Genomic DNA, 22,596 nt, shown 5'->3' with positions numbered 1-22,596 from the left:
ATACAATCCCGTCTACAACTTACTTTGCATTCTTTGGCGATGATGCGCTGGTGCTCGGCGACTCAGAGGCACGTCAAGGCAAAAAATGCAGGCACGATAAGATATGCGATTTTCGCGCGAGATTTCTGCATGAAGGACGACGATTGATAGCTTATGCGTTTGTGGGTTGAGCGGCAGGTTCTTTCTCGGCCGCATCCCACTTCAAGATTTTGAGATCAAGTACGAAGATCGCGTACATCACTGGTACCTGGAGCTTCGTGACCACGGTCGCGACCAGCAGCCCACCTATCTGCGCATAGCAGAGTGGCTTCCAAAGCGGACCGCCATGCGCTGCGAGAGGGACAAGCGCCAGCACGGTTGCGAACACTGTTATCAGCACCGGACGAAGGCGGAGAATACCAGCATCGATCAGAGCCAGTTCAAAGTCGTCGCCCGCGATGCGCCGTTCTTCGATGAAGTCGAAGAGGACAATGGAGTGGCTGACGATGACGCCGACAAGACTGGCGATGCCGAGAAATGCCATGAAGCCGAAGGGCTCGCCCATGACCCACAGCGCGGCGAAGGCGCCCACCATGCCATACGGCGCAGCGGCCAACACCAGCGTGGGTTTAATGGCGTTCTTGAATTGAAAGACAAGAGCCATGAAGATGGCGGCAACCGAGATCACCATCACCGTGGCGAGATTCCGGAAGCCATGCTTTGTCTTGTCATACTCGCCCCCGATCTGGATCTTGTAGCCGGGTGGCAGGGTCGCTTCCAGTGCCAGCAGTTTCGGCATGGCGATGTTCAGCACCTCCGAACTCAGGTGTCCGGCGACGGGGAAGCTGCGCACATTGATGGTGCGGAACTGCTCTAGCCGAACGATGCGGCCGGTCACCAGGTCGTGGTTGATATCCGAGATCTGCGCAAGCTTGATCTTGTTGCTGTCCTGCGAACCATAGACGTAGAGACTTTGGATATCCGAGAGCTGAGCACGTTCGTTCATGCGCAGGCGCGCTACGACCGGAATCTGCTTCTGACCCTCCTGCAGAACACCGACGGTAGATCCGCTAATGCCTGCCGTCGAAGAGTTCGCCACGTCCATGTTCGTGATCCCGGCAAGATTGGCGCGGTCTGGATCGATGGTGAGCGCAATCTGCGCATTCGCCTCTCCCCATTCATTGCGGGTGCGCTCCGCGATCGGAATGGAGCGCAAGATGTCCTCGACCCTGCCCGCAACAGCCTGCAACCCGCGGATGTCCTCCGGCTCCTGCTGAGCGCTCAGATCGGCGGTACTGGAGACGCGAATTTCAATGGGATAGTCCATGGGGTTGGTCAGCAACTGGCGTGCATCCAGACGCGCACCCGGAATGGACGCGGTCAGCGCCGGCTGCAGCGCCCTGATGAACTCCGGCGTCATCTCTTTGTCACGAACCTCAATCAGGATCTGCGCATAGTTCAATTGCTGTCCTTGCGGGGAAGCGGAGAACCAAAAGCGCGGGCCGCCGCCGCCGACAAAGGTCGTGATGTAACGCAACAGGTCGCGTTGTTTTAACGGGTGTTCGTGCTCTTTTGAGAATCGCGCCGCTTGCTCCCGAATGATCTGTTCCGCTTTGAGCGCGATCTCATTGGTCGCTCCAATGTTTGCATCGTTCGGCAGCCAGACGTCGATGTAAGACCAGTACTGAACGTCCTCCGGGAAGAAGGCAGTGGTGAGCCTCGAGAAGATCAAGACACCGGCGGCGAGAAACAAGAGCGAGGCGAAGAAGAACTTCCAACGATGCTCGATCGAGTACTTCGCAGCTCGCGCATAGAGGCCGAAGAAGCCGTGTTTGCGCTGCTCCTCCAAAGACTTCTCGCCGTTCTTTTCCGGGCGAAGCAGGTAGTAGCCAAGCATGGGCAGAAATGTCATCGAAACCAGACGTGAAGCAATCAGCGCTACGGTCATGACGATCGGTAGGCTAAAGAGAAATTCACCGGTACTGCCAGTAACCATCAGGAAGGGCAGGTAGGCCACGATGTTAGTGACTGTTGCATACATGATGGCGGTTGCAAGCTTGGTAGGGCCAAGCCATGCGGCGACGATGCTTGGGTGGCCTTCGGCGAGCGCATGTTTAATAGAGTCGCCTGCGATTACCGGGTCGTCGACCAACAGACCCAGTGCGATGATCAGAGTAGCGACTGAGACTTGTTGAATATCAATGCCGATCAGATACAAGACGCCAAAAGTCATGGCTAAGGTGATGGGAATGGAGATCGCCATCAGCAACGCTGAGCGCCACTCCCAGAAGCCGATCCACGACACCAGCACGACGAGAACAATTGCCTCATACAGCGAATCCATGAAGAGACTGATGTTTTCTTTCACCTGCAGCGGCTGATCGGAGGTGCGGGCGAAGATCAGATCGTCGGGGAGATATTGCTTCACGGCAGCGAGCTTCGTGTCCACGCTTCGGCCAAAGGCGTCGATCTGTTCAGCGTCTTTTACCTGAACCGCAATCGTAATCGCGCGGCTGCGGTGCCAGTGTCCTTGCTTATCCGCCCAGGTCAGGTAGTTTAGGTACCGCGCAGGGCTCTGATAAGCGCGAGATATCTCCACCAGATCGCGAAGGTAGACGGGACTCTGCGCGGCGGAGGAAGAAGAGCCGACAATCACATCGCCAATTTGTCGTGGGTCAGTGAACTTCCCTGACGGATCAATCTGAATGCTGGCAGGGCCGACCTCAAGCTGGCCTCCGGGTAGCGTAGTGTTGCGCGCTCCGAGTATGTCCTTCAGATTGGAAGGAGTCATGCCGTATTGGGCTAGCCGGTCCTGAGAGTAGTCCAGATAGATTTGTTCAGGAAGCACTCCTTTACGATCGATCTTGGCGACCTCAGGAGCTCCCTGTAGCGTTCTTCCTATGAGGTCGGTAAAGTCATCGAGTTCGCGATACGTGTACCTGTCTCCCGCCACTGCGGACAGCTGCGTCTCTGTGTCTTGGGGATTGCGGATGAAGGCCGCTGGCCACGCATCGGGGTGGATTTCGGAGCGGTGCAGCTTCTCCACCACTAATCGGTCTCCGGCTTCGCGAAGCTCTGCGTCAGTCAGGGTAGTGGCGACATCGACGCCGATGAAGCCGCTGCCTTCAAAAAAATGTGGGTCGAAGATCATCCTAGTCTGTGCTGCCGCTTCGATGAACGACACAAAAGAATCGTGCATCAGAGAAGCGGAGACCGACAAGGGAAATGCGTTGACAATCGTCACTCGTGGCTGCGGAGATCGTTTTGGTTCGGCAGCTCGCGTCTTTTCGATCGCACCGCGAATCGACCTCGCCCGCAAAGCAACCTCGACTTCATTCGCGGGGGGACTGGCTACAGTTAACATCAGAGCTGCGGTGTCACCAAAATCGCTGTTGAACTGAATGGGACCGGCACCCTGCGGCAAGCTGCTGTTGAGCGCATTCAGCTTCAGGTTCATATCAGTGAACTGCTTTTTGGGATCGCTCACCTGATCGTCAAGTTGGACATAGACCATCGACAGATTAGGAAAGCTGAAGGAGCGAATGCCGAAGTCAGAGGCTGACGGTGGCTTGATGAAGGAGTTCTGTGCCATTGTCTGCTCGACTTGCCGGGTGACCAGTTGTTCGACCTCCTGCGCGGTTGCGCCAGGCCACTGCGTGAATGCAACGGCCACACGCACCGGTATCTTCGGATCTTTGCGCTTTGCCATGTGCTGAAAGCCGTACCAACCCCATAGGCAGAGAGCGATCAGGATGACAAGCGAGAGCTGCCGGTTCTCCACGAAGAAGCGCGCCGTATTGTGGGTATGAGCAATGTACTCGGCTTCCGACTTGTGGCTCATGGCTTCGTGCACCCTTGATGACTGTTCCAGCGAGACGTGTTCGCCGGGAGTTTACGGTATGACGCGGACCTTATCGCCGCTCTTGATCAAAGTGACTCCGGTAGTGATGACTCTCTCTCCGGAGGTGAGTCCTCCCTTCACGACGATCATGTTTCCAGAGGTATCGCCGAGATCCACTGGCTGCAAACGTGCCGATACGAGATCTCCGCTGCCGTCGGCTGCCATGACGGCGAAGCCATCTGCGTGCGAGGGATCGCGGATGACTGCTGATAACGGAACGACCAGGGCGGGCTGTTGCAGACTTGCGCCATCCAGACTGAGCGAGGCGATCATACCCGACTTCAACTCATCTTTTTGATTTGGGATTGTGACTTCGACTGAGAATACGCGGCTCTTTGGGTCGGCGGCGGGCGAGATCGCACTGACCCGGCCTTCTACAGGATGCGATAGCGCGTCGGTGGCGATAATTAGATGCTGGCCCAGTCTGACCCGGCTGATGAGGATGTCGGGAACTCCAAAGACAGCTTTCACCGAGCTTGTATCCGCCAGTGTAAAACCATTGGTGGCTGGTCCCACCAGGCTTCCGAGATCGACGCTGCGCTTGACCAGCCATCCATTGAACGGCGCTCGCAGGGAGCAATAAGCGAGAGCAACCTTCGCCTCGCTGATCTGCGCTTGTGCGCCTGAAACGGAGGCAGTCGTGCTGTCCATCTGTGCTTTAGCGGAGTCGTAGTCGGGTTTGGTGGCGCTTTGCGTGGAGTAGAGAGAGGAGACTCGGTCGAAGCTCAGCTTGGCTTTTTCTTGTTCGGCTTGTCCACGTGCGAGTTGCGCCTGTGCCTGCTGCAACTTGTCGCTATAGTCCTGTTGGCTGACCAGCGCCAGCACCGTTCCTTTCGGAACCCAATCGCCCTGATCGACATTTCTCATGCCGCCACTTGGGCTCTTGACCTGATGGATGCGCTCGACGTAACCGTTCGATTTGAAGGACAAGTCGACCTGGGCATAGGGAACGATGTTGGCAGAATATTTTGTGCCGCTCTCTGCGGAGACTGACTGCACGACTGCCGTGTGCACTGGAAGGGGAAGTGTCGTCGCCGGATTTTCCTGTTTGCAGGCAGCGAGAGCTAGGACAAGAGAGTTCGCGAGAGCTGCGACCCAGAGACGACCCGGCTTGGCGAGGCGATTCATGTTTCACTCTTCTCCCAAGGCTTTTTCAAATTCTGCCTTCGCGTTCCAGAATGCGAGCAGGCTCTCTTCGTATTCGTGATTGGCATTCGCGACTGCGGCTTGCTGCTTCAAGACGTCGCGCAGCAGGACCGTCACCTGTCTGTACTGGTCATTCACTTCGCGTAACTTTTCGTTCGCGGCATCGCGGGCGGCCTGTGCGACCTCCAACATGGAACGGCTCTCGCTCAGTTTGCGGAAGGTATTGTCGACATCCAACAGCACCTGGGAGCTGGTGTGGTCCAACTGGTATTGGCTTTGCTGCACCTGAATGTCTTTTTCTTTCACATTGTCTTTGCGCCGGCCCCATTCGTATGGCTCCCAGGTCATCTTCAAACCGACGGAGAGGATATTTTGCGGCAGGATCTGGGTATTGATTGGAGTGAGGTATTGGAGTTGCGCGCCGATGCCGGGGATGTATTCGGCCTTTGCGAGGCTGCGGTCGTAACCGGCCTTCTCGACGTTGATCTTTGCTTCCTGTAACTCGGGCCGCTGCTGGAGAGCCGTCTTTCTAGCTGCCTTCAAATCCATCTCATCGGTTGAGGCCGGTGGAACGGGTTGAGTGCGAAAGGATGTATCGAGATCCCTCCCCAGCAGATCGTTGAAGTGTTCTTTCTGGGTCTGCAGATCGTCCCGGAGCGTGATTAGCTGATGTCTTGCCTGGGCCAGTTGTGCTTTCACCTGCAGGCTGTCCGATTTCAGGATGGACTCTTTGCTCAGATATTGCGTGGTGACTCGATCGGTTTCCTCGTATTCCTTTATCAGCGCCTGCTCGGACTCGAGAGCGCTCTCGGATTGAAGAATGGCGTAATAGCCTTGCTTTACATCCACCACGGTAGCCTGCCTCTTCTGCTTGTATTTTTCTCCTGCAAGATCGACGGAGAGCTGCTTCTCTCGCACCAAGAGATGTATTTGATAAAGCTGCGAGATTGGCTGAGCTACCGTTGCGATAGCGTAACCAGTCAATCCGCTCGAGAGACTGATCTGCTTATCCGTCGTTGGAACCGGTTGGTTGTCTATGGTCCCGAAGACGCCTTGCTTGAAGGTAAAGCTGGGAGAGTCGATATTTCCGGAGGCGAGCAGCTCTGTCTTGAGTTCGGGAAATCGATGAGTCTTGGCCTCGGCGACCTCCCATCCATATTTCGTAACGTCAAGCCTGGCTATTTGAACCGGCCGATTGTTTCCCAGCGCAATCTGAATCGCGTCAACCAGCGCAAGTTCCGGTGCCTGGTCTGAGGTGCTTTGGCCAAAGCCAGAGACGCCCCACAGAATGACCAGTGCGCTTGAAAAAAATCCGAGAGATCCTGTACGTCTTACTCGAATCGTCGCCATACAGAGAATTAAGAAGGATGTCAGCGTCCTCATTCCGGCCTGACTAAAGCCCATTTCTCCTCAAACCACCTCCGCCTCCGTTGCCTCCAAGATTGTTTAAGTCATCGAGGACGGTTTGCTTGTCCTGCGGCCGGAACGAGCCTTCATTCATCGTCTGCTCGATCTGTGCTTTGGCGGTCTTCATCGTCCTGAACTTTTCGAGCATGCCGCCACCGCTGGTTTTGATCGATTGAAGGGAGTTCAGGCTTTCCTGAAGTTGCTGCACTTGCGGAGGAGTTGGTTCGCCGTGCATCACAGCAGCGAAGATATCTCTGCCGAGTTTTTTCCCCGGCGTATCAGGTTCAGCAGAGGGCTCGGGCTGTTTCGTCGCCATCATGAGCTGAAAGTCCTGCCGCAGAGTGCTACGGTCCGGTTCCTTGACGGTAGCCATGGTCGCTCTTATTTTGGAGACGGCCAGGTAAGGGGTCATCAGGTCCACAGGCGCTCCAGGCTGCTGTTCGGCCTTCGCCGCCTTGAGTGTCGCAAGGTTCTCCTGCATCTCCTTCAACTGGGGGACGGTGATGCTTTCGTTCATGACGGCTGCTTTAAGATCTTCCTGAAACTTTTCCTTGACTGGGTTGGGTTCGTCCTGGGCTATGACGTACACCGAAGATGGGCACAGGAGTGCCGCCATGAGGAAGGCAGAGAAGGCGATTGTCTTGCGCGTGGTTTTCATAGATCCCGCTTTCTAGAGAATCTTCTGGATTGACTGGGGATTATTTCCTTGATCAGTGATTGAGCGGTAAGTCATCGGCGACGTGTGCCACGATCAAATAATGCTTCATTCTTTTGCTTATCGCTGCCTGCGCGAGCCCCGTGAGCCGCCGCCTCCGCGATTTTGCGATTGCTCTAGTTGATCTCCGCGTGCGCGCGATTGCGAATCATTCTGTAACTGGCCCATGGTGCTGGGAGGGTTCAAACTTCCCGGATTATTCTGTGCCTGAGACGGAGGCTGGTTCTGAGTTCCGCGTCCTGAAGTACGAGGGTTCGTCGGATCGGACCCTCTGCCAGTTGCTGGCGTAGTGTTTCCGGCTTGCGAGCCTGGGGTTGAAGATTGCGGCTGCTTCGGCTGATTGGCACTATTGGAGTTCTGCTTCTGCTGCCGCGTCTGGTTTGCGCCAGTGGATGGATCTACTGGAGTCCAGCTGCCGTTGTCGTACTTGCTCCAGTTTCCGCTGGAATCTTTCTTGTAGACGTTGCCATCGGCTCCCGCATAGACATTGTTGTTATTCGCATCCTTAGCCACGAAGCCACTGTTTCCATTGGCCCCGGAATATCCGGCGCCGGCGCTTCCCTTGGAGGTCTGGAAAGATCCCGCCGTTCCGTTGCTGTTCGTGACATGCTGCGCCTGGGCCCAGTTGTCGCCATTGGTCACTACGGAACTTCCCCATTGGCTGTACTGGTTGTGGCCCTGGGAGGTCGCGGCAGAGGTACCAGTCCAGGGATTATAGGTTGAGGCGTATGTATGACCGCCATAGGCATTTTGAGTTGTTACGGCCCGTCCATAAGTCCCAGTGGTGGGGTTGTACCAGGCCGCTGTTCCAGCTGAGCCATACGGTCCGTACACTGCGCGGCCCACTCCATAGGCTCCTGTGTAGGGGCTGTACACAGCAGCCACGCCGTAGGTATAGGGATACGGATAGTAGATTGGATGTGGTCCCCAATAAACATAGGGAGGGTAGTAGTAGCCTGTGCCATACACGACGGTGGATCCAACTGCCATCCCCACAACGAAGACTCCAAGATATCCGCTTGAATAGCTTGTCTGCACGGTCGTTACAGTCGGGTTTGAGACCACCACATATGTGACGTTGTACACAGGGGAGCTTGGTGGAATCGTGTAGATGACTGGAGGCACTGAATCCACGGTCTTCCACGGACCAGCGGGGTTTCGAGAGACAAACCAGACTCCCTGAAAACAAAGATAGTAGAGGTCCCCGACACGGATCACTTTATCGGGCGTGTTCACCGCGTAAGACATCGTTGTGGTTTCGATCTTATTGAATTGGGGCGGCCCCGCATAAGCGACTTTGACCTGCGCCTCCGCCTGGGCGCGATTTACGATTGCCGTAGTCGGTACTTGCGAGAGCAACACAGCGTCACTAGCCTCCTGCGTTCCTGGCACGGAGACAAGAACATCGTGGCACGGATTGCCCCTCGGGATCATTGCGAAGTCAGCTGGAAGAGAATCGCCTGCATAGCTCCATGAACCATCCAGTCTGGCGGCTCGAAACCATCGTCCAGAGATCAAGACGTAGATCTGGCCGTCGGGCTGATGAACGAAGACCTTATTCTCTGTATTCGTTGCATAGCTGAGACTAGTGCCGGGGATCTTTGAGTAGACCGGCTTACCCCTGAAGGCAAGCAACTCGGCCGGCTTTTCTGTGAACAAAACCTGAGGAGCAGCCAAACCATTGGAGCGCGGCGGCACGGCTTTCAAAACCTCGTCCCAGTTCTGCTGAGCGGGCAACTTGGCTATGTCCGGGGGCAGCTTCATGGTTGCGGCCCAAGGTCCATGCAGATCTTTTGCTTTCAGCCAAGTCTTGCCACTTAGTAAGTAGTAGTCGGATTTATCAAAGAAGAGATCCCAATTGGTGTTGACGACATACTCCAACGTTGTGCCTTGAATTGGAGCCAGTATTGGTTTTCCATCGACCAGGAGCATGATCGCTGGCGCCGTGGCGACGAGAATTAATGGCGCCTGGGTGCTGGCAGCAACCGTCCGCACAGGCTCGTTTACCTTCGCAAGACTGGCGATCATACGCGGCAGTCCAATCGTGAACGTCATGGTTGGATAGAGTTGGTGGGCACGCTGCTGCATTTGCGCTTCCTGCGCTGCATTGAGCGAAGGAAAGCGTGCATCGAGTACCTGAATATCGTTCACATAGACAGTTTGCGCACTTACGTTGGCGATGGTATCGGCGCGCCAGGAGACAACACCCAGAATAGGCTTCTGTCCTTTGTCTGTCACGGAGATCGCAGTATCCGCAACCATCGTGCGATATTTTTGCCAGGCCTTAAGCTGGGGCTGATAGACGACGAGGTGCACGCCGTTCCGGTCAAAGACCCGTGGCCAGGAAGGAGCAGAAGCTGGGGGGCCGATCGGCTTGCTGGTGGCCGGAGATGCCGGTAGCGCCAAGGAGGAGATTGCACCACCCAGAAGGCAAATCGCAACGGCGGTAATTGTAAGACCCTTTGGTTCTCTCAAAAGTGGCCTACTTTAACGTTCGAAAGTGAGTAGTATCTGGCCTGTTTTTGTGCGAAACCGATTGTAACCCCATAACTTTTATTTCCAAGGATTTTTTTTGAAGGGCCACTAGGAAAGCGGTTGAGCTAAGACGTTACCTCTTTAGTCTGCAAAAGGTCTGGAGAAGGATAAGTAAAAATGCCAATAAATTTATTTGCAAGAAATCAGATTCACTCTTAGAATTGACGCGTTTCCGAAACATAATTGCGCATCTGGGCTCAAGTACTGTCGGAGCAATCTGGCTAGCTCTTTTTGAGGCACAAATGAAACTTATGCGACGACTTTCGGCACTATCCCTTTTGCTCGTGTCTCTCAACGTTGTCGCTCAAGCTCCTCTAGCGCAAAGCTCCGCAGCGCCGCAGACGCTTCCGACATTCACCTTTACGAAGGATATGACGGTCTACGTGAGCGACTTCGAACTGGACGCGCAGAATGTTCAGGTAGATAAGGGGTCGGTGATAGATCAAGTAAGGCCGGGAATTCTGGAAAGACCTTCGAAGAAGGAGCAACGAGATCCGGAGGCCCAGGCAAAGAAGTTGGTCGACACGATGTCGAAGAGCATCGTCAGCGATCTCCAAAAGGCCGGTTACAAAGCTCAAAGATTGACAGACGATGATCCGAAGCCAACGGCTGGCGCCTGGGTGCACGGTGTGTTTACCCAGGTGGATGAAGGGAGCCGTATCCACCGCGCGGTCATCGGCTTTGGATCCGGCAAGACGACAATGGAGCTAGTTGTAACACTCTCGGATCTGGCGAGCCCCAAAAAGCCGCTCTATGAAAGCTCGGAAGAGGGAGCGAGCAAGAAGAAGCCTGGCGCGGTTATTACACTGAACCCTTACGTAGCCGCTGCTAAATTCGTTATGGAAAAGAATGCGCCAGAGAAGACGGTCAAGAGTACCGCCTCGGCGATTACAAAAGAGATCGTGCAGCATCTGCAACCAAGTCCTAGCTTGCCGGCGATGTAACTTGCCAACCGGGACGATGAATCGCGTGAAGCGATAGCATGCAGCAGTAGCGCGACTCGACCTATGAGTTACAAAAAATGGGAGTGTTGATGGATATTAGGGGCCATCAAGATTAAGCGTATAAAGATTGCCCGTACGAGTTCGTGATCGCACGATTGGCACGCTCTCCGGCGTCAAGCCACAGAAGAAATAGTCTTCCGTATCTCCCCCGCTGAAGTTTGACAGGTTCGCAATTTGTTCCAGCCGACCACCTGGAATCGAAACACGGTAGATCGGCTGCATCTCGGCCGAGGACGCATGAAAGAAGATGGTTTTACTATCTGACGACCAAACTGGATCCGCGACCGTGGTCTCTGCGATCGTCCGCCAAGTTTTCGACTCGGTATCAAAGAGCGCAAGCTTCCGCTGATCCAGCGAGATTGCGGCTATATAACGTCCGTCTGGCGACCATCGCGGACTGAACCATCCTTCGGATCCAGTTACCGTCGACACCGCCTGAGTTCTCAGATCGAATATCTGAATGGCTCGCGGCCCATCCTCTTTTCCCATCATATCGGTCACGCGCCCAAAGGCGATCTGCTGCCCATCCGCAGACCAGGATGGGTCTGCCGCATTACGGCTCTCCCGCAGTAGTCTCTCTGGAGCTCCACCGTCCGCAGGCACCAGGTAGATCTGCCACGCTTTACCTGACTCCTTCGCCATGATTGCCAGTTTCTTTCCATCGGGCGACCAATGGGCGAGAAATACCTGCAAAGAATCTGGGGTTATCTGGATCAACTCTGATCCATCAGCCTTCGCCCTCCATAGTCTTCCGGACGCGTCGGTCCAAAGAACCCACTGCCGATCGTGCGAGTATTCAACCCTGTTTGCTTCTGCCAGAAATCCTGGTAAGGGTACAAATTCATGTCGGCTGGCGTCGTAGTGCTGAAGAAGCGATTGGGTCTCAAGCCCAAGGAAGAAGATCCTATGCCCGATCCGCGAGGTCACAGGTCCGACAAAACTCAACGGACCATTTGTCACGCGTTTCGGTTCACCAATACTTTTTCCGTCAAGTCGCCAAAGATCGCTGCTTCCTCCACGATCCGACTGAAAGACAAAGTACTTCCCATCCCCGGTCCAGATGCCACAGCACTCCGACGAAGGCTTGGTCCAATTGCTAAGAATTGGACGGACTGACTTACCATCGCTCGACGCCTCCCAGAGCCCCAGCGTATGTTGTATCGGATCGAGCAGTGTAAATCTCAGTACCTTGCCGTCAGGCGACCAGCGCAACCAGAAGGCTCGTTCCGGCAGTTTCGCGAACAGGGAAGAGGTGCCGTCCTGAAGTTTGTTCACCAACAACTCGTCTCCCGTGGCGTAGAGGATGCTCTTGCCATCAGGCATCCATGTCGCATCGTGAGCCACAACATTCGCTACCCGCAGCGGACTGCCTCCACCCACGGGAACCGTCCATAGCGATTGCTCTGACTCCGGCGATACATGACTTCGCAGCAGCAGCATCGACCCATCGGGAGACAGGTCTCCAAGCGTGGCGGAGGCAAGCTCGCTTGGCAGTGGAAGGTTCTGTACCGCCCCAGTGCGCACATCCACCTGCGCCAGAACCGACCTGCCACCTGAAATTACCGGAATATAGATGCGTAGTCCATCCGTTGCTGAGGCAGGAAGGCTCTCCATTGCCTGCACTCCCGGCGCTATCCGTCCGATCCGGGTTAGGCGTTCCACACGCGGCAGAGGTGCAGTGCTTCGAGAGCCATAATAAAACCCAGCCAAACCCGCTAAAACGGCCATGGGAACCAACATCGCGAGCCATAGCCAGGATCCAAAGCCCCTCTGGTGCGTGGGTGATAGATCGAATTCGTTGGAAGATGGAGAGACTTGAATTGAAGGAGAAGTCCCCGGCGATTTCTCCAAGACAACTCGTGCAGCACCCGATTCTGCACTGAACTCATGGTTCATTGATTCGGCTGCTAAAGATCCGTTCAGTGCCGTAACGGGCGCGACGAAGCGATAACCCCGTTTTGCCAGTGTCTCTACAAATCGCGGATTATCTGCTGTGTCGCCTAACGCATCCCGGATCTTATTGATCGCGGTGCCCAGCGAGTGATCAAAGTCGACGACTACGTTCTTGCCCCACACCCGAAGCTGCAGCTCTTCTCTGGTGACAATCTCACCATGTTTCTCCAGCAGTATTGCCAGCACCTTGAAAGGCTGACTTTGAAGCTTGATCTTCCGGCCCGCCTTCCACAGCTCGCCGGTCTGGAGGTCGGCCTCATAAACTCCAAATCCGAACCTAGAGGCGATTTCCGGGTGAGACAGCATAACGAGGAACCCTGTAATCAAACTTTATCACGCGGTGATCCAAGCAGATTGCACCTGCGATCTAAGCAAAGTTGGAGTCACTTGCCTGTTGATGCAAAGCAACTATGTGCTTTCAAAATGAGTGACTTACTCGATGACAAAAGATTGATTGAAAAAGGACAGCCAGAAGATGGCCATGAACGCAAAGAAACGTTCATCGTTCTCCCTCGAGTCTTGACAACCAATCGACTACACGCAATTTAGGCAGCACCTTTGGAGGCTTCACCATGCACACGGATCTCGATCGACGTCAGCCGGCCCTCGCCAGCAAGCTACTGGTTTTATTCCTTTGTCTGCTTTTCTTGCCAGTCCTAAGCCTGAGAGCTCAGACAGACACCGGTCGAGTCACCGGTATCGTCACAGATCCTTCCGGTGCCGTTGTCCCAGGTACCACGCTCAAACTCACCAATATTGACACTGGCATTAATCTCACGGTCACTGCAGGGAGCGACGGCAACTTCACGTTCTCCGCCGTCCCTCGCGGCAACTATCGCGTCGAAGCCAGCCATGCCGGATTTCAGACCATCGATCAGACCTTCGCTCTCCAGGTCTCTCAGGTCCAAACCGTCGAGTTCAAGCTACCCATCGGCTCCTCCAGCCAGACTGTCGAAGTTACCGATGCCGCACCGGTCGTCAATCTGTCCACCTCGTCCACCGGAGCGGTCATTGAGGGCAAACAGGTCACCGATCTCCCACTCAACGGCCGAAACTTTACCACTCTTGCCAATCTGATCCCCGGTGTAACCCGCGGAGCCTTCAACTCCGACGCCAGCGGACGCAACGCGAACGTCGAAACCTTCCGCTACTCAGACTCTGGCGGCGGCGCGCTATCGGCCAACGGACTCCGGCAGCAGTCCAATAACTTCATCCTCGATGGCGTCGACAACAACGAATCCCTCGTCAACTCCATCGTCTTCTTCACGCCGCCCGAAGCCATCCAGGAGTTCCGCGTCACCACCTCCGTCGCCCCCGCCGAATTTGGTCGCGCCGGCGGAGCCATTCTCCAGAACTCCGTCAAATCCGGAACTAACAGCATTCACGGCTCGGCCTTTGGCTACTTCCGCGACCAGATCTTCGACGCCAACTCGCTATACTTCAACCCTGGCAATCCAACGCCGGCCTTTCAGCGTAAACAGTTCGGCTTCGCCGCAGGCGGACCCCTCTGGAAAGATAAGATCTTCCTCTTCGGCGACTACCAGGCCCTTCGTCAGAAACAGCCAAAGGACACCGGCTTCTACACCGTCCCCACGCCACTGATGCGTCAGGGCAACTTCTCCGAGCTGCTCGGTCAAAATGTGACCAGCAATCCCGGAACATCTTCTTCGGCAACTGGCTGTCCCGCGCCAGCCGCAAACGCGACGGTTGTCGTCGGAGCCATCTACGATCCAACAACCTGCCAGCCCTTCGCAGGAAATATCATTCCGCAAGATCGCATCAACTCCGCCGGCCTCAAGTACCTCAACGCCTTCGACGCGCCGACACGTAGCGGCATCCTGAACAACTACTTCGCAGTACGCAAGTCTATTCAGAACTTCAACGACTTCGATGTGCGCCTTGACTATCACGTCTCTCAGAAAGATTCCGTCTTCGTCCGCTACAGCTACGGTCAGGACAACCTCGACGTCAATAGCCTCTTCACCAACCTACCGGCAGGTTTTGCCTCCGGAGGCAACGTAAACCATCCACGCGGCGGAGCGGCCGGGTATACCCACATCTTTACTTCGAATCTTGTCAACGAGTTTCGCTTCGGCTACATCCGTCCAGAGTTCGCCTACGTCAATCCGGACCAGGGCACACCCATCTCCGCCAATCTTGGCATCGTCAATGCGAACCGTACCCCGCTTCTGGGAGGCGGCGCTCTCATCGGCGGCAACAACTCCCAAATCGAGTACACCGGCGACGGCGGACCCTACTCCGTGCCTGAGAAGACCTTCCAATATCTCGACAGCGTCACCTATAACCGTGGCAGACACACCCTGAAAGGCGGTGCGAATGTCATTCGGCGCGAGGTCGACTTCTTTCAGGGGAACGACTCCAAGGGCTATTTCATCCTGGGCGGAGTCAACTTCCCCGGCACAGGACGCTTCACCGGATATGAAGCCTCAGAGGTTCTCGCCGGCTTCTCCGACTATGAGATCGGCGCTGCCAGCACCTTCTTCAAGACCTTCAACTACGAGACCGGCTACTTCGTCCAAGACGACTGGAAGGCGACCCGCAGGCTTACTCTCAACCTTGGCGTTCGCTACGATCTCTACACCTACCCCTACGAGCAAAACAACAACCAGGCGAACTATGACTTTGCCACCGCGTCCCTCCAGGTTGCAGGCGTCAACGGAAACTCACGCTCGCTCATCAACACCGACAAGAACAACTTCGCACCTCGCATAGGTTTTGCCTATGACCTCTACGGCAACGGTAAGACCTCACTCCGCGGCGGCTATGGCATCTTCTACTTCCTCGATCGTGGCGGCGTCGGCAACCAGCTCTCCAACCAGCCCGGCTTCAATGGCATCAATCAGTACACCGCCACGAACGGCTACCGCATCACCTTCACCGGCCAAAGCCCCACGATTCCTAACAACGCAGCCACCGCAACCGCTGCTCTACCCCTACCTCCCTTTGGACCAGGAGCGATTAACTCTATCGACCTGTCGAACGCCTCCGTCATCGCTGTGCCAAAGAACAATCAGAACGGCGCGGTTACCCAATACAACCTGCAGATCCAGCAGCAGCTCGATCGCGCAACCTCGCTCAACATTGCCTACGTTGGCAACAAAACCGATCACCTCATGACCTGGTACAACGCCAACGCGCCGGTCCTCGACGGCACCACGAAGGGCCTCTACCCCACCCGCGGAACCATCACCGAAGGTCTGGCCGGCGGCTCCTCGAAGTACGACGGACTGCAGGTCTACCTTGATCGCCGCGTTGGCTCGAGCTTCCTGGCAACGGTCGCTTACACCTGGTCCCACTCCCGCGATAACTCGAATGGCGCCTTCAGTTCTGGCGCCGGTGCAAGCGCTAGCGGACGCATCTTCATCACCCAGCAGGGCGTCGATCTGCCTGCTAACTACGGCAACTCCGACCAGGATCAGCGTAACGTCTTCGTCGCCAGCGCCGTCTACTCTCTACCCGTCGGCCGTGGCAAGATGTTCGGCTCAAACATGAATCGCGCTCTCGACGAAGCCATCGGCGGCTGGCAGCTCAATACCATCGTCACACTCGATAGCGGCACTCCGATCGACTTCAGCACTAACGGCAGCGGCGGCACCATCGACAACCGTCCAGACTTCATCAGCTTCAGCAAGGTACATCGCCAGCTGGTCGGCGGCTCGACGAATTCCAACAACCGAACCTTCTTTAGCGGGGAATTCGCACTGCCGCCTATCAACTCTTCCGGCATCTTCACTCGTCCGGGCACTCTCCAGCGCAACGCCTTCTCCGGCCCAGGCTATAAGACTGTTGACCTCGGACTCTTCAAAGGATTTCGTATCACCGAACGAGTCAACGCCGAGTTTCGCGCTCAAGCCTACAACCTCTTCAACACTCCGCAGTTCGGCAACCCCGACACCAACATCCACGATGGCGCCAACGTCCCCGGATCAACGACCATCTTCACCACCGGTCCAAATACCAGCGGCGCAGACAACGGCTTCGGAAGCATCAACAGCATTCGCCTCAATACCGAACGCCAGCTTGAACTCGCCGCTCACATCAACTTCTAACCCTTAGGAACCCTCAGGCGGCATCATCGAGCGAGTCTCGTGGTGCCGCTGCTCTCTTCGAAGAACACTAACTATAGGCACCCTCACCCTTCACCTCGCTCCCCAGACCACCGCTATCTTCAACCTGAAGTAGCGGCGTCGGAAAGTTGCGCCATTGTTGACCATGTCGATTCGAAGCTGCTCGCTAAGTGTCCTTCGTGCGGTTCTGTCCACGGTGCTTGGATCTCTCTTGCTCTTCTCTACTGCTGCGGCCTTGGCTGAACTGCCCGTGATCACCAAAATAGATCCGCCAAACTGGTGGATCAGCATGCCTCCTCCCATGCTGCTCGTGCATGGCGAGCACCTCACAGGGTGCACGTTCCGACTCCGCAACAGCAAGGCTTCGATAACCAAGCAGAGTGTTTCAACCAACGGACGTTGGGCATTCCTCGACATCTCGACAGCTTCAGCTGCTTCGGGCACGTTTTTGATCGAAGCCAGGAATGCTGATGGCGTGGCCACGAGTCCCTATACTCTCGAAAAGCGCCGGACAGCTTCGGATCAACCACGCGGCTTCTCCTCGGCAGACGTAATGTACCTCATCATGACGGACCGGTTCGCCGATGGCGACCCCAGCAACGACCATCAGCCGGGGATGCCCTACGCTCTCGATATCCCAAATGCCTGGCACGGCGGCGATCTTCGCGGGATCGAGCAACACCTGGACTACCTTGCGGAACTAGGCGTGACCACCATCTGGATTACGCCTGTGGTCCAGAATCGGGAACCGGAAAGCTACCACGGATATGGGGCCACGGATCTATATAAGGTAGACGACCACTTCGGTTCTCTCGACGACTTGAGAACTCTTTCGAACAAGCTACACGAACGGGGCATGAAGCTTGTATTGGATATTGTGCCCAACCACGTGGGGCCGGCGCATCCTTGGGTCGAAGACTCACCTCAGCCCGACTGGTTTCATGGCACCAAGGCAAACCACAGCGAAGCAGTAGGAACGTTTCAAACGCTCCTAGATCCCTATGCTCCCTGGCGTGATCGAGAGAAGGTGCTCAACGGATGGTTCGTCAATCTCCTGCCCGACATGAATCAGGAAAATCCGGCTGTCTCTCGTTACCTCATCCAGAACACTCTCTGGTGGATCGAGGAGTCCGGTGCGGACGGTCTCAGGCTCGACACCTTTCCCTACGTCGGCCGGACCTTCTGGCATGACTTCCATTCGCAGCTCCATGCCACCTATCCGAAGCTAACGACGGTAGGCGAAGTATTCAACGGGACCTTCGATATGTATCCCGTCTTGAACTCATTCTTCGCTGGGGGCGCAGTGCGTAGCGGCGATCAAGGCTCGATCGACACCGGCTTAGATACCCCCTTTGACTACCCTATGTACTCTGCCATCCGGAATACACTGCTGCGTGGCGCGCCCATGTCGCAGATCGCGGATATTCTCAGTCAGGACGGCCTCTACCCGCATCCGGAGCGTCTCGTTCCACTCATCGGCAGCCATGATACGAAGCGCTTTTTGGGTGAACAAGGGGCGACCGAAGAGAAGATGAAGCTGGCGTTCGCAATCCTGTTGACCATGCGAGGCACTCCGCTGATCTATTCCGGCGATGAGATCGCCATGACCGGCGGAGACGATCCCGACAATCGGCGTGATTTTCCCGGTGGCTTTACCCACGATGGACAAAAGACAGAAAACAATGCATTTGACAGTAGCGCGCGGACCGAACCCCAGCGAAAGATGCATGACTGGGTAAGCCTTCTAACTACCCTCCGCAAGACCTCCCCTGAGTTAGAAGCCGGCGGCGTACAGATTGAAGACGTGGCAGCTGATTCGATCAGCTACGTGCGTGGATTTGATTTGGATCGTGGTTGTTCGTCTGGGTCACAACGCGTTCTCGTGATGGTGAATAAAGCAGAGCATCCTAAGGCCATTCCTCTGTCCACTGACAAGACGGCCCTCCAGAATTGCACCAAGGCAGATGTCCTGCTCGGCGATAAAGTCTCCGTAGAGTTATCTGCCCATAAGCTACAGCTACTTGTTCAACCGGAAAGCGCTGTCATTCTTCGATTGAAATAGCAATCCAGTATTTAGGAGCAAAAAGTGTAATTCGGTGATCACAACCCCTGCGGGCCTAGAACGCGCCGCTCCCCTGGGATTCCTATACCAAGCCTGCAGCTCGTTGTTTTGCAAGCAGAGGGTGCAAATTTCCTCTCTGGCCACTATCCTTACGCGCGCCGAAGGACCTGCTCCAGACCTCGAATCAACCTCTCATTTTCAACTTCTGAACGGACTGCGATACGCAAATGGCCCGGCGCGAGCCCTTCGAAGTTCGCGCAGGAGCGAAGCACGATCTGGTGTTCAAGGATCATCCTCTCCCAAAGCAGCGAGACGTCCACCTCTGCGGAAAATCGAAGTAGCAGGAAGTTCGTGTTTGAGGGGTAGGTGACGATCTTCAAACGAGCAAGTTCCCCCAACAGCCAAGTCTTTCGTAAAGAGTTCTTCCGCCGAGTGTCTTCCGCATAGGTCTCATCCTGCAACGCAGCGCAGACTGCACACGATGCCAATGTTGTAACCGGCCATGGCGGAAGCCTCCGGTTCAGATCTTCTATCGAAGAAGGACTGCTGACGACGTAGGCGACACGTAACCCGGGGATTGCAAAAAATTTTGTAACCGAGCGGAACACAATCAAATTCTCATGTTGAGAAGCAGCTTCAGTCAGGGACTGTTCTGGAACATAATCTATGAAAGCTTCATCAAGCAGCACTTTAATTCCTTGCTCAGCGGCCGCTTCTATCAGACGTCGCATCGTCTTCGCTTCACAAAGTGAGCCGGAAGGATTCTGCGGATTCGCCAGCAGGATTGCGTTGCATCTCTCTTTCAGCGCAGCCTGCAACAGGGAGTCCGGAGCGTATGAGAAACTATTTTCTTGGAAGAGGTAGTGCGGAGCGGCCGCAACTCCGGCGTTCTCGAGCGTACGTCGATACTCGCTGAACGAGGGCACAGGCAGAAGGCAACGTGTAATCCCTAACGAACGCAGAGCAGCTTCGAGCAGCGGTACAAAGCCGTTAGCCACAGAGATATTTTCCGGCGAAATATTCGAAGCTTTCGACAGTGCCTGCTTGAGTGCGGCGAGTTCAAGGTCTGGATACGCCGTCAGTGTGGCAAAGTCCGCCAAAGCTCGATTTAGAGTTGCAAGCACTGACGCAGGGGGATCAGCCGGGTTAATGTTGGCGCTGAAATCAACGAGCTGTTCCACCGGGATTTCATATTGCGCAGCGATTTGACGCAGTTGTCCCCCGTGTGCGGGTAAAAAATCCTGCGGAGGGTGACTCATCTTCGTCTCCGATGCAGCAACAGTGCGGTAACTGCGCCAAGGGCAGAGACGATAGTAACTATCCTGATGGCCAGCCTTGCTTTGAGCACATTGGGCGGCGGAAAACCCGCCCCAAGCAGGGGCGCTGCAATAAGCTCGCCGACGTAGTAGTTGTCTCCTCCAAGTCGCACCTTCAGTGCGCCCGCCATGGCGCTCTCTGGCTGTCCCGCGTTCGGACTTTTGTGTTTCATGCCGTCGCGCCACCATGTCTCAAGCGCTGCTGCAGGACTCGCGTCTTGTAAGGCGGCTGCTGCAGCGATACCCAGAGCTGTCAATCGAGAGGGTATAAAGTTGGCGACATCATCCAGCCGCGCTGCGATTTTTCCAAAGTAAAAATATCGATCATCTGCATGGCCGATCATCGAATCAAGAGTGTTGATCGCCTTATAGGCCATGGCAAGCGGAACTCCTCCGATAGCCAAATAAAAAAGTGGTGCGACGACGCCATCCGAACCGCTCTCTGCCACGGTCTCGATGACAGCGCGGCTGATCTCCTGCATGTCGAGTGCCTGCGTATCGCGACCGACGATTCGTGTCAGCCGCTGTCGGGCCAGGATGCTGTCGCCTTCCTCCATAGCGTCGACAACTGCAGAAGCCTCCTTGTGCAGGCTGCGCGATGCAAGGCACGTCCATGCGAGCAGCATCTCCGCAGCGAATCCCAGCCGCCGGTCCGTCTTATGCGCCCAGTCAATCGTCTTTGCCGACGCGAAATACGCCGCAACGACCACTCCTAAGGTCAGTATGCCACCGGCGACAAACTCTGCTGCTGGAGTCTGCCTGGGCCTTCGAAGAATTCGTTCTCCCCCTTCTATTCCTTTGCCAATCAACCGAACGGGATGAGGGAACCATTCAGGATCGCCAGCTACCCAGTCGAACAGATAAGCTGCTGCGATAACGCTTCGACGACTCATCGCATCGCACCTGCACTTCGACGCTGCGGAGATACATCCTCTGTCAGAGGGACCTCATAAGACAGACCCACCCACTTGAAGATTGCTTTCATATCAAGCGAACTCTCAACCTCGCGTGCCAGCCTGTTCAGGGAGTCTTCTCGAAGTTGCTTCCAGGGATTCATCTTCGTCGGCGTGGAGAGCTTGTGAAACCCGCGCGCGGCACTGAGAAACTGATGACGAAAGCAATCATCGTCAAAGATCCCATGAAGATAGGTGCCAAAGACGCGCGTGTCAGCGCTGACGCAACCGTCTCTGCTGTTGCTGGAGGGGTCATTCTCGGGCGAGAGTGTCGAGAAGTGCTTTGCTCCAGCTTCATAGTCAGTGTGTCCGATGTGAATCTCATACCCTGCGAGTCTGCTATCAGTAACGGGGTGGCCGAACAAAACCTCAACCTCAATCTGCCCGCTGGCATTTCTGGTTACTTTTTCGGTGTGCATGACGGTGCCGATGGGAAGCAAGCCAAGACCCGCAACCGATCCCTCGTGCTCCATTCCGGACGGGTCGCTGATAGTTTTACCAAGCATCTGCATACCACCGCAGATACCTGCAACCAAGCCTGTCTGCGCGTGTCGCTTTATAGCGACCTCTAAACCTGAACCTCTCATCCAAAGAAGGTCATCCACAGTCTGTTTACTACCAGGCAGAATGACGACATCAGCGTGTGCGATCGCCTCTGCTGTGCGACAGAAGAGAAGTGATACCGATGGCTCCGCCCGCAAAGAATCGAAGTCCGTAAAGTTCGAAAAAGAAGGGAGTGCAATGACTGCGACCCGCAAGGCGCGATCAGTCCATTGGTCCGCAATCCGCTCTCCAGTCCACTGAGTTTGAGCAGACACCGGCAGACCCAGGCTGTCTTCTTCTTCGAGCATAAGAGAATTCAGATAGGGAACGACGCCGAGACATGGCTTCTTCACACGCTCTTCCATCATTCGTATGCCGGGCTCCAAGAGGCTTGTGTCACCACGGAATTTATTGATCGCGAATCCACGAATCCGCCGCTGCTCGTCCGGCTCCAACAGTTCCAGCGTTCCCAGCAATGACGCGAACACCCCTCCGCGATCTATATCCCCCACCAGCAGGCAGCTGGCATCTGCCATCTCCGCCATTCGCATGTTCGCAATGTCATGCTGTTTGAGGTTGATCTCAGCTGGTGATCCAGCGCCTTCCAGAATCATCACGTCGTACTGAGAGGCAAGCAAGTCATAGCTCTCGCGTACCACGGGCAGCAGCTCTTCTATGCGCCGACGATGATAGTCCGCTGCCGTGACTCGTCCCCAGATCTTGCCGCGCACAACCACTTGGGAAGAGTGGTCGCCCGAAGGCTTGATCAAAATTGGATTCATGTGAACCGATGCGGCAACTCCGGCGGCCTCTGCCTGCAATGCCTGCGCGCGTCCGATCTCAAGACCCTCAACAGTTGCTGCAGAGTTCAATGACATATTCTGTGATTTGAACGGCGCAACGCGATAGCCATGTTGCGCGAAGATTCGGCATAGAGCGGCAGTCAGCAGCGACTTCCCGACATGAGAGCCCGTACCTAGAACCATGATTGCTC

At 55.5% G+C, this 22,596-nt stretch carries 13 protein-coding genes; 3 read left to right on the top strand and 10 right to left on the bottom strand.

The genetic code is table 11. The features are described 5' to 3' along the window. Positions 1-151: 151 nt before the first annotated feature. The 5 genes from HDF08_RS15750 to HDF08_RS15730 form a co-directional block, all read right to left on the bottom strand. Positions 152-3,820, bottom strand: coding sequence for an efflux RND transporter permease subunit (locus tag HDF08_RS15750; RefSeq protein WP_179639555.1), 3,669 nt, complete (start codon positions 3,818-3,820; stop codon positions 152-154). A 51-nt stretch (positions 3,821-3,871) separates the two neighbouring features. Continuing rightward, positions 3,872-5,008: an efflux RND transporter periplasmic adaptor subunit gene (locus HDF08_RS15745; protein WP_179639554.1), complete on the bottom strand. Its 1,137-nt coding sequence runs from the start codon at positions 5,006-5,008 to the stop codon at positions 3,872-3,874. A 3-nt stretch (positions 5,009-5,011) separates the two neighbouring features. Then, positions 5,012-6,430 carry a TolC family protein gene (locus HDF08_RS15740; protein ID WP_257031176.1) on the bottom strand — a complete coding sequence of 473 codons (1,419 nt, stop codon included), beginning with the start codon at positions 6,428-6,430 and terminating at the stop codon, positions 5,012-5,014. Continuing rightward, on the bottom strand, positions 6,420-7,091 hold the full coding sequence (locus tag HDF08_RS15735) for a hypothetical protein (RefSeq protein WP_179639553.1): 672 nt from the start codon (positions 7,089-7,091) through the stop codon (positions 6,420-6,422). The genes HDF08_RS15740 and HDF08_RS15735 overlap by 11 nt, the downstream gene beginning before the upstream one ends. Before the next feature lie 117 nt (positions 7,092-7,208). Next, on the bottom strand, positions 7,209-9,623 hold the full coding sequence (locus HDF08_RS15730) for a dermokine domain-containing protein (protein ID WP_179639552.1): 2,415 nt from the start codon (positions 9,621-9,623) through the stop codon (positions 7,209-7,211). Between the two features lie 311 nt (positions 9,624-9,934). On the opposite strand from HDF08_RS15730, the gene HDF08_RS15725 reads away from it, so the two are divergent. Then, positions 9,935-10,627 carry a DUF4410 domain-containing protein gene (locus tag HDF08_RS15725; protein WP_257031175.1) on the top strand — a complete coding sequence of 231 codons (693 nt, stop codon included), beginning with the start codon at positions 9,935-9,937 and terminating at the stop codon, positions 10,625-10,627. A 96-nt stretch (positions 10,628-10,723) separates the two neighbouring features. On the opposite strand, the gene HDF08_RS15720 is transcribed toward HDF08_RS15725, so the two are convergent. Further along, entirely contained in the window at positions 10,724-12,946 is a 2,223-nt protein-coding gene (locus HDF08_RS15720; protein WP_179639550.1) for a winged helix-turn-helix domain-containing protein, read from the bottom strand. A 266-nt stretch (positions 12,947-13,212) separates the two neighbouring features. Here HDF08_RS15720 and HDF08_RS15715 point away from each other — a divergent pair, with 266 nt between their 5' ends. Next, positions 13,213-16,710 (top strand): TonB-dependent receptor, encoded by a 3,498-nt coding sequence (locus tag HDF08_RS15715; RefSeq protein ID WP_179639549.1) that lies wholly within the window; start codon positions 13,213-13,215, stop codon positions 16,708-16,710. A 90-nt stretch (positions 16,711-16,800) separates the two neighbouring features. Here the strand turns inward: HDF08_RS15715 and HDF08_RS15710 are convergent, their stop codons facing one another. Next, complete coding sequence (locus HDF08_RS15710) at positions 16,801-17,019, bottom strand: hypothetical protein (protein ID WP_179639548.1); 219 nt, start codon at positions 17,017-17,019, stop codon at positions 16,801-16,803. Between HDF08_RS15710 and HDF08_RS15705 the strand changes: the two genes are divergently transcribed. After that, positions 17,018-18,790 (top strand): alpha-amylase family glycosyl hydrolase, encoded by a 1,773-nt coding sequence (locus HDF08_RS15705; RefSeq protein WP_179639547.1) that lies wholly within the window; start codon positions 17,018-17,020, stop codon positions 18,788-18,790. The genes HDF08_RS15710 and HDF08_RS15705 overlap by 2 nt on opposite strands. A gap of 149 nt (positions 18,791-18,939) precedes the next feature. Here the strand turns inward: HDF08_RS15705 and HDF08_RS15700 are convergent, their stop codons facing one another. From HDF08_RS15700 to HDF08_RS15690, 3 genes are read right to left on the bottom strand one after another with little or no spacing between them, the layout of a single operon-like run. Beyond that, complete coding sequence (locus tag HDF08_RS15700; RefSeq protein WP_179639546.1) at positions 18,940-20,049, bottom strand: pyridoxal phosphate-dependent aminotransferase; 1,110 nt, start codon at positions 20,047-20,049, stop codon at positions 18,940-18,942. After that, the gene (gene cbiB, locus HDF08_RS15695; RefSeq protein ID WP_179639545.1) at positions 20,046-20,999 is read right to left on the bottom strand and encodes an adenosylcobinamide-phosphate synthase CbiB; all 954 of its coding nucleotides are present in this window, start codon (positions 20,997-20,999) and stop codon (positions 20,046-20,048) included. The genes HDF08_RS15700 and cbiB overlap by 4 nt, the downstream gene beginning before the upstream one ends. Then, positions 20,996-22,588, bottom strand: coding sequence for a cobyric acid synthase (locus HDF08_RS15690; protein ID WP_257031174.1), 1,593 nt, complete (start codon positions 22,586-22,588; stop codon positions 20,996-20,998). The genes cbiB and HDF08_RS15690 overlap by 4 nt, the downstream gene beginning before the upstream one ends. Between the last annotated feature and the right edge of the window lie 8 nt (positions 22,589-22,596).

Origin of the sequence: Tunturiibacter empetritectus, assembly GCF_013410875.1 — a bacterium.
Lineage (GTDB): Bacteria > Acidobacteriota > Terriglobia > Terriglobales > Acidobacteriaceae > Edaphobacter > Edaphobacter empetritectus.
This window is presented reverse-complemented; position numbering and strand designations above follow the sequence as displayed.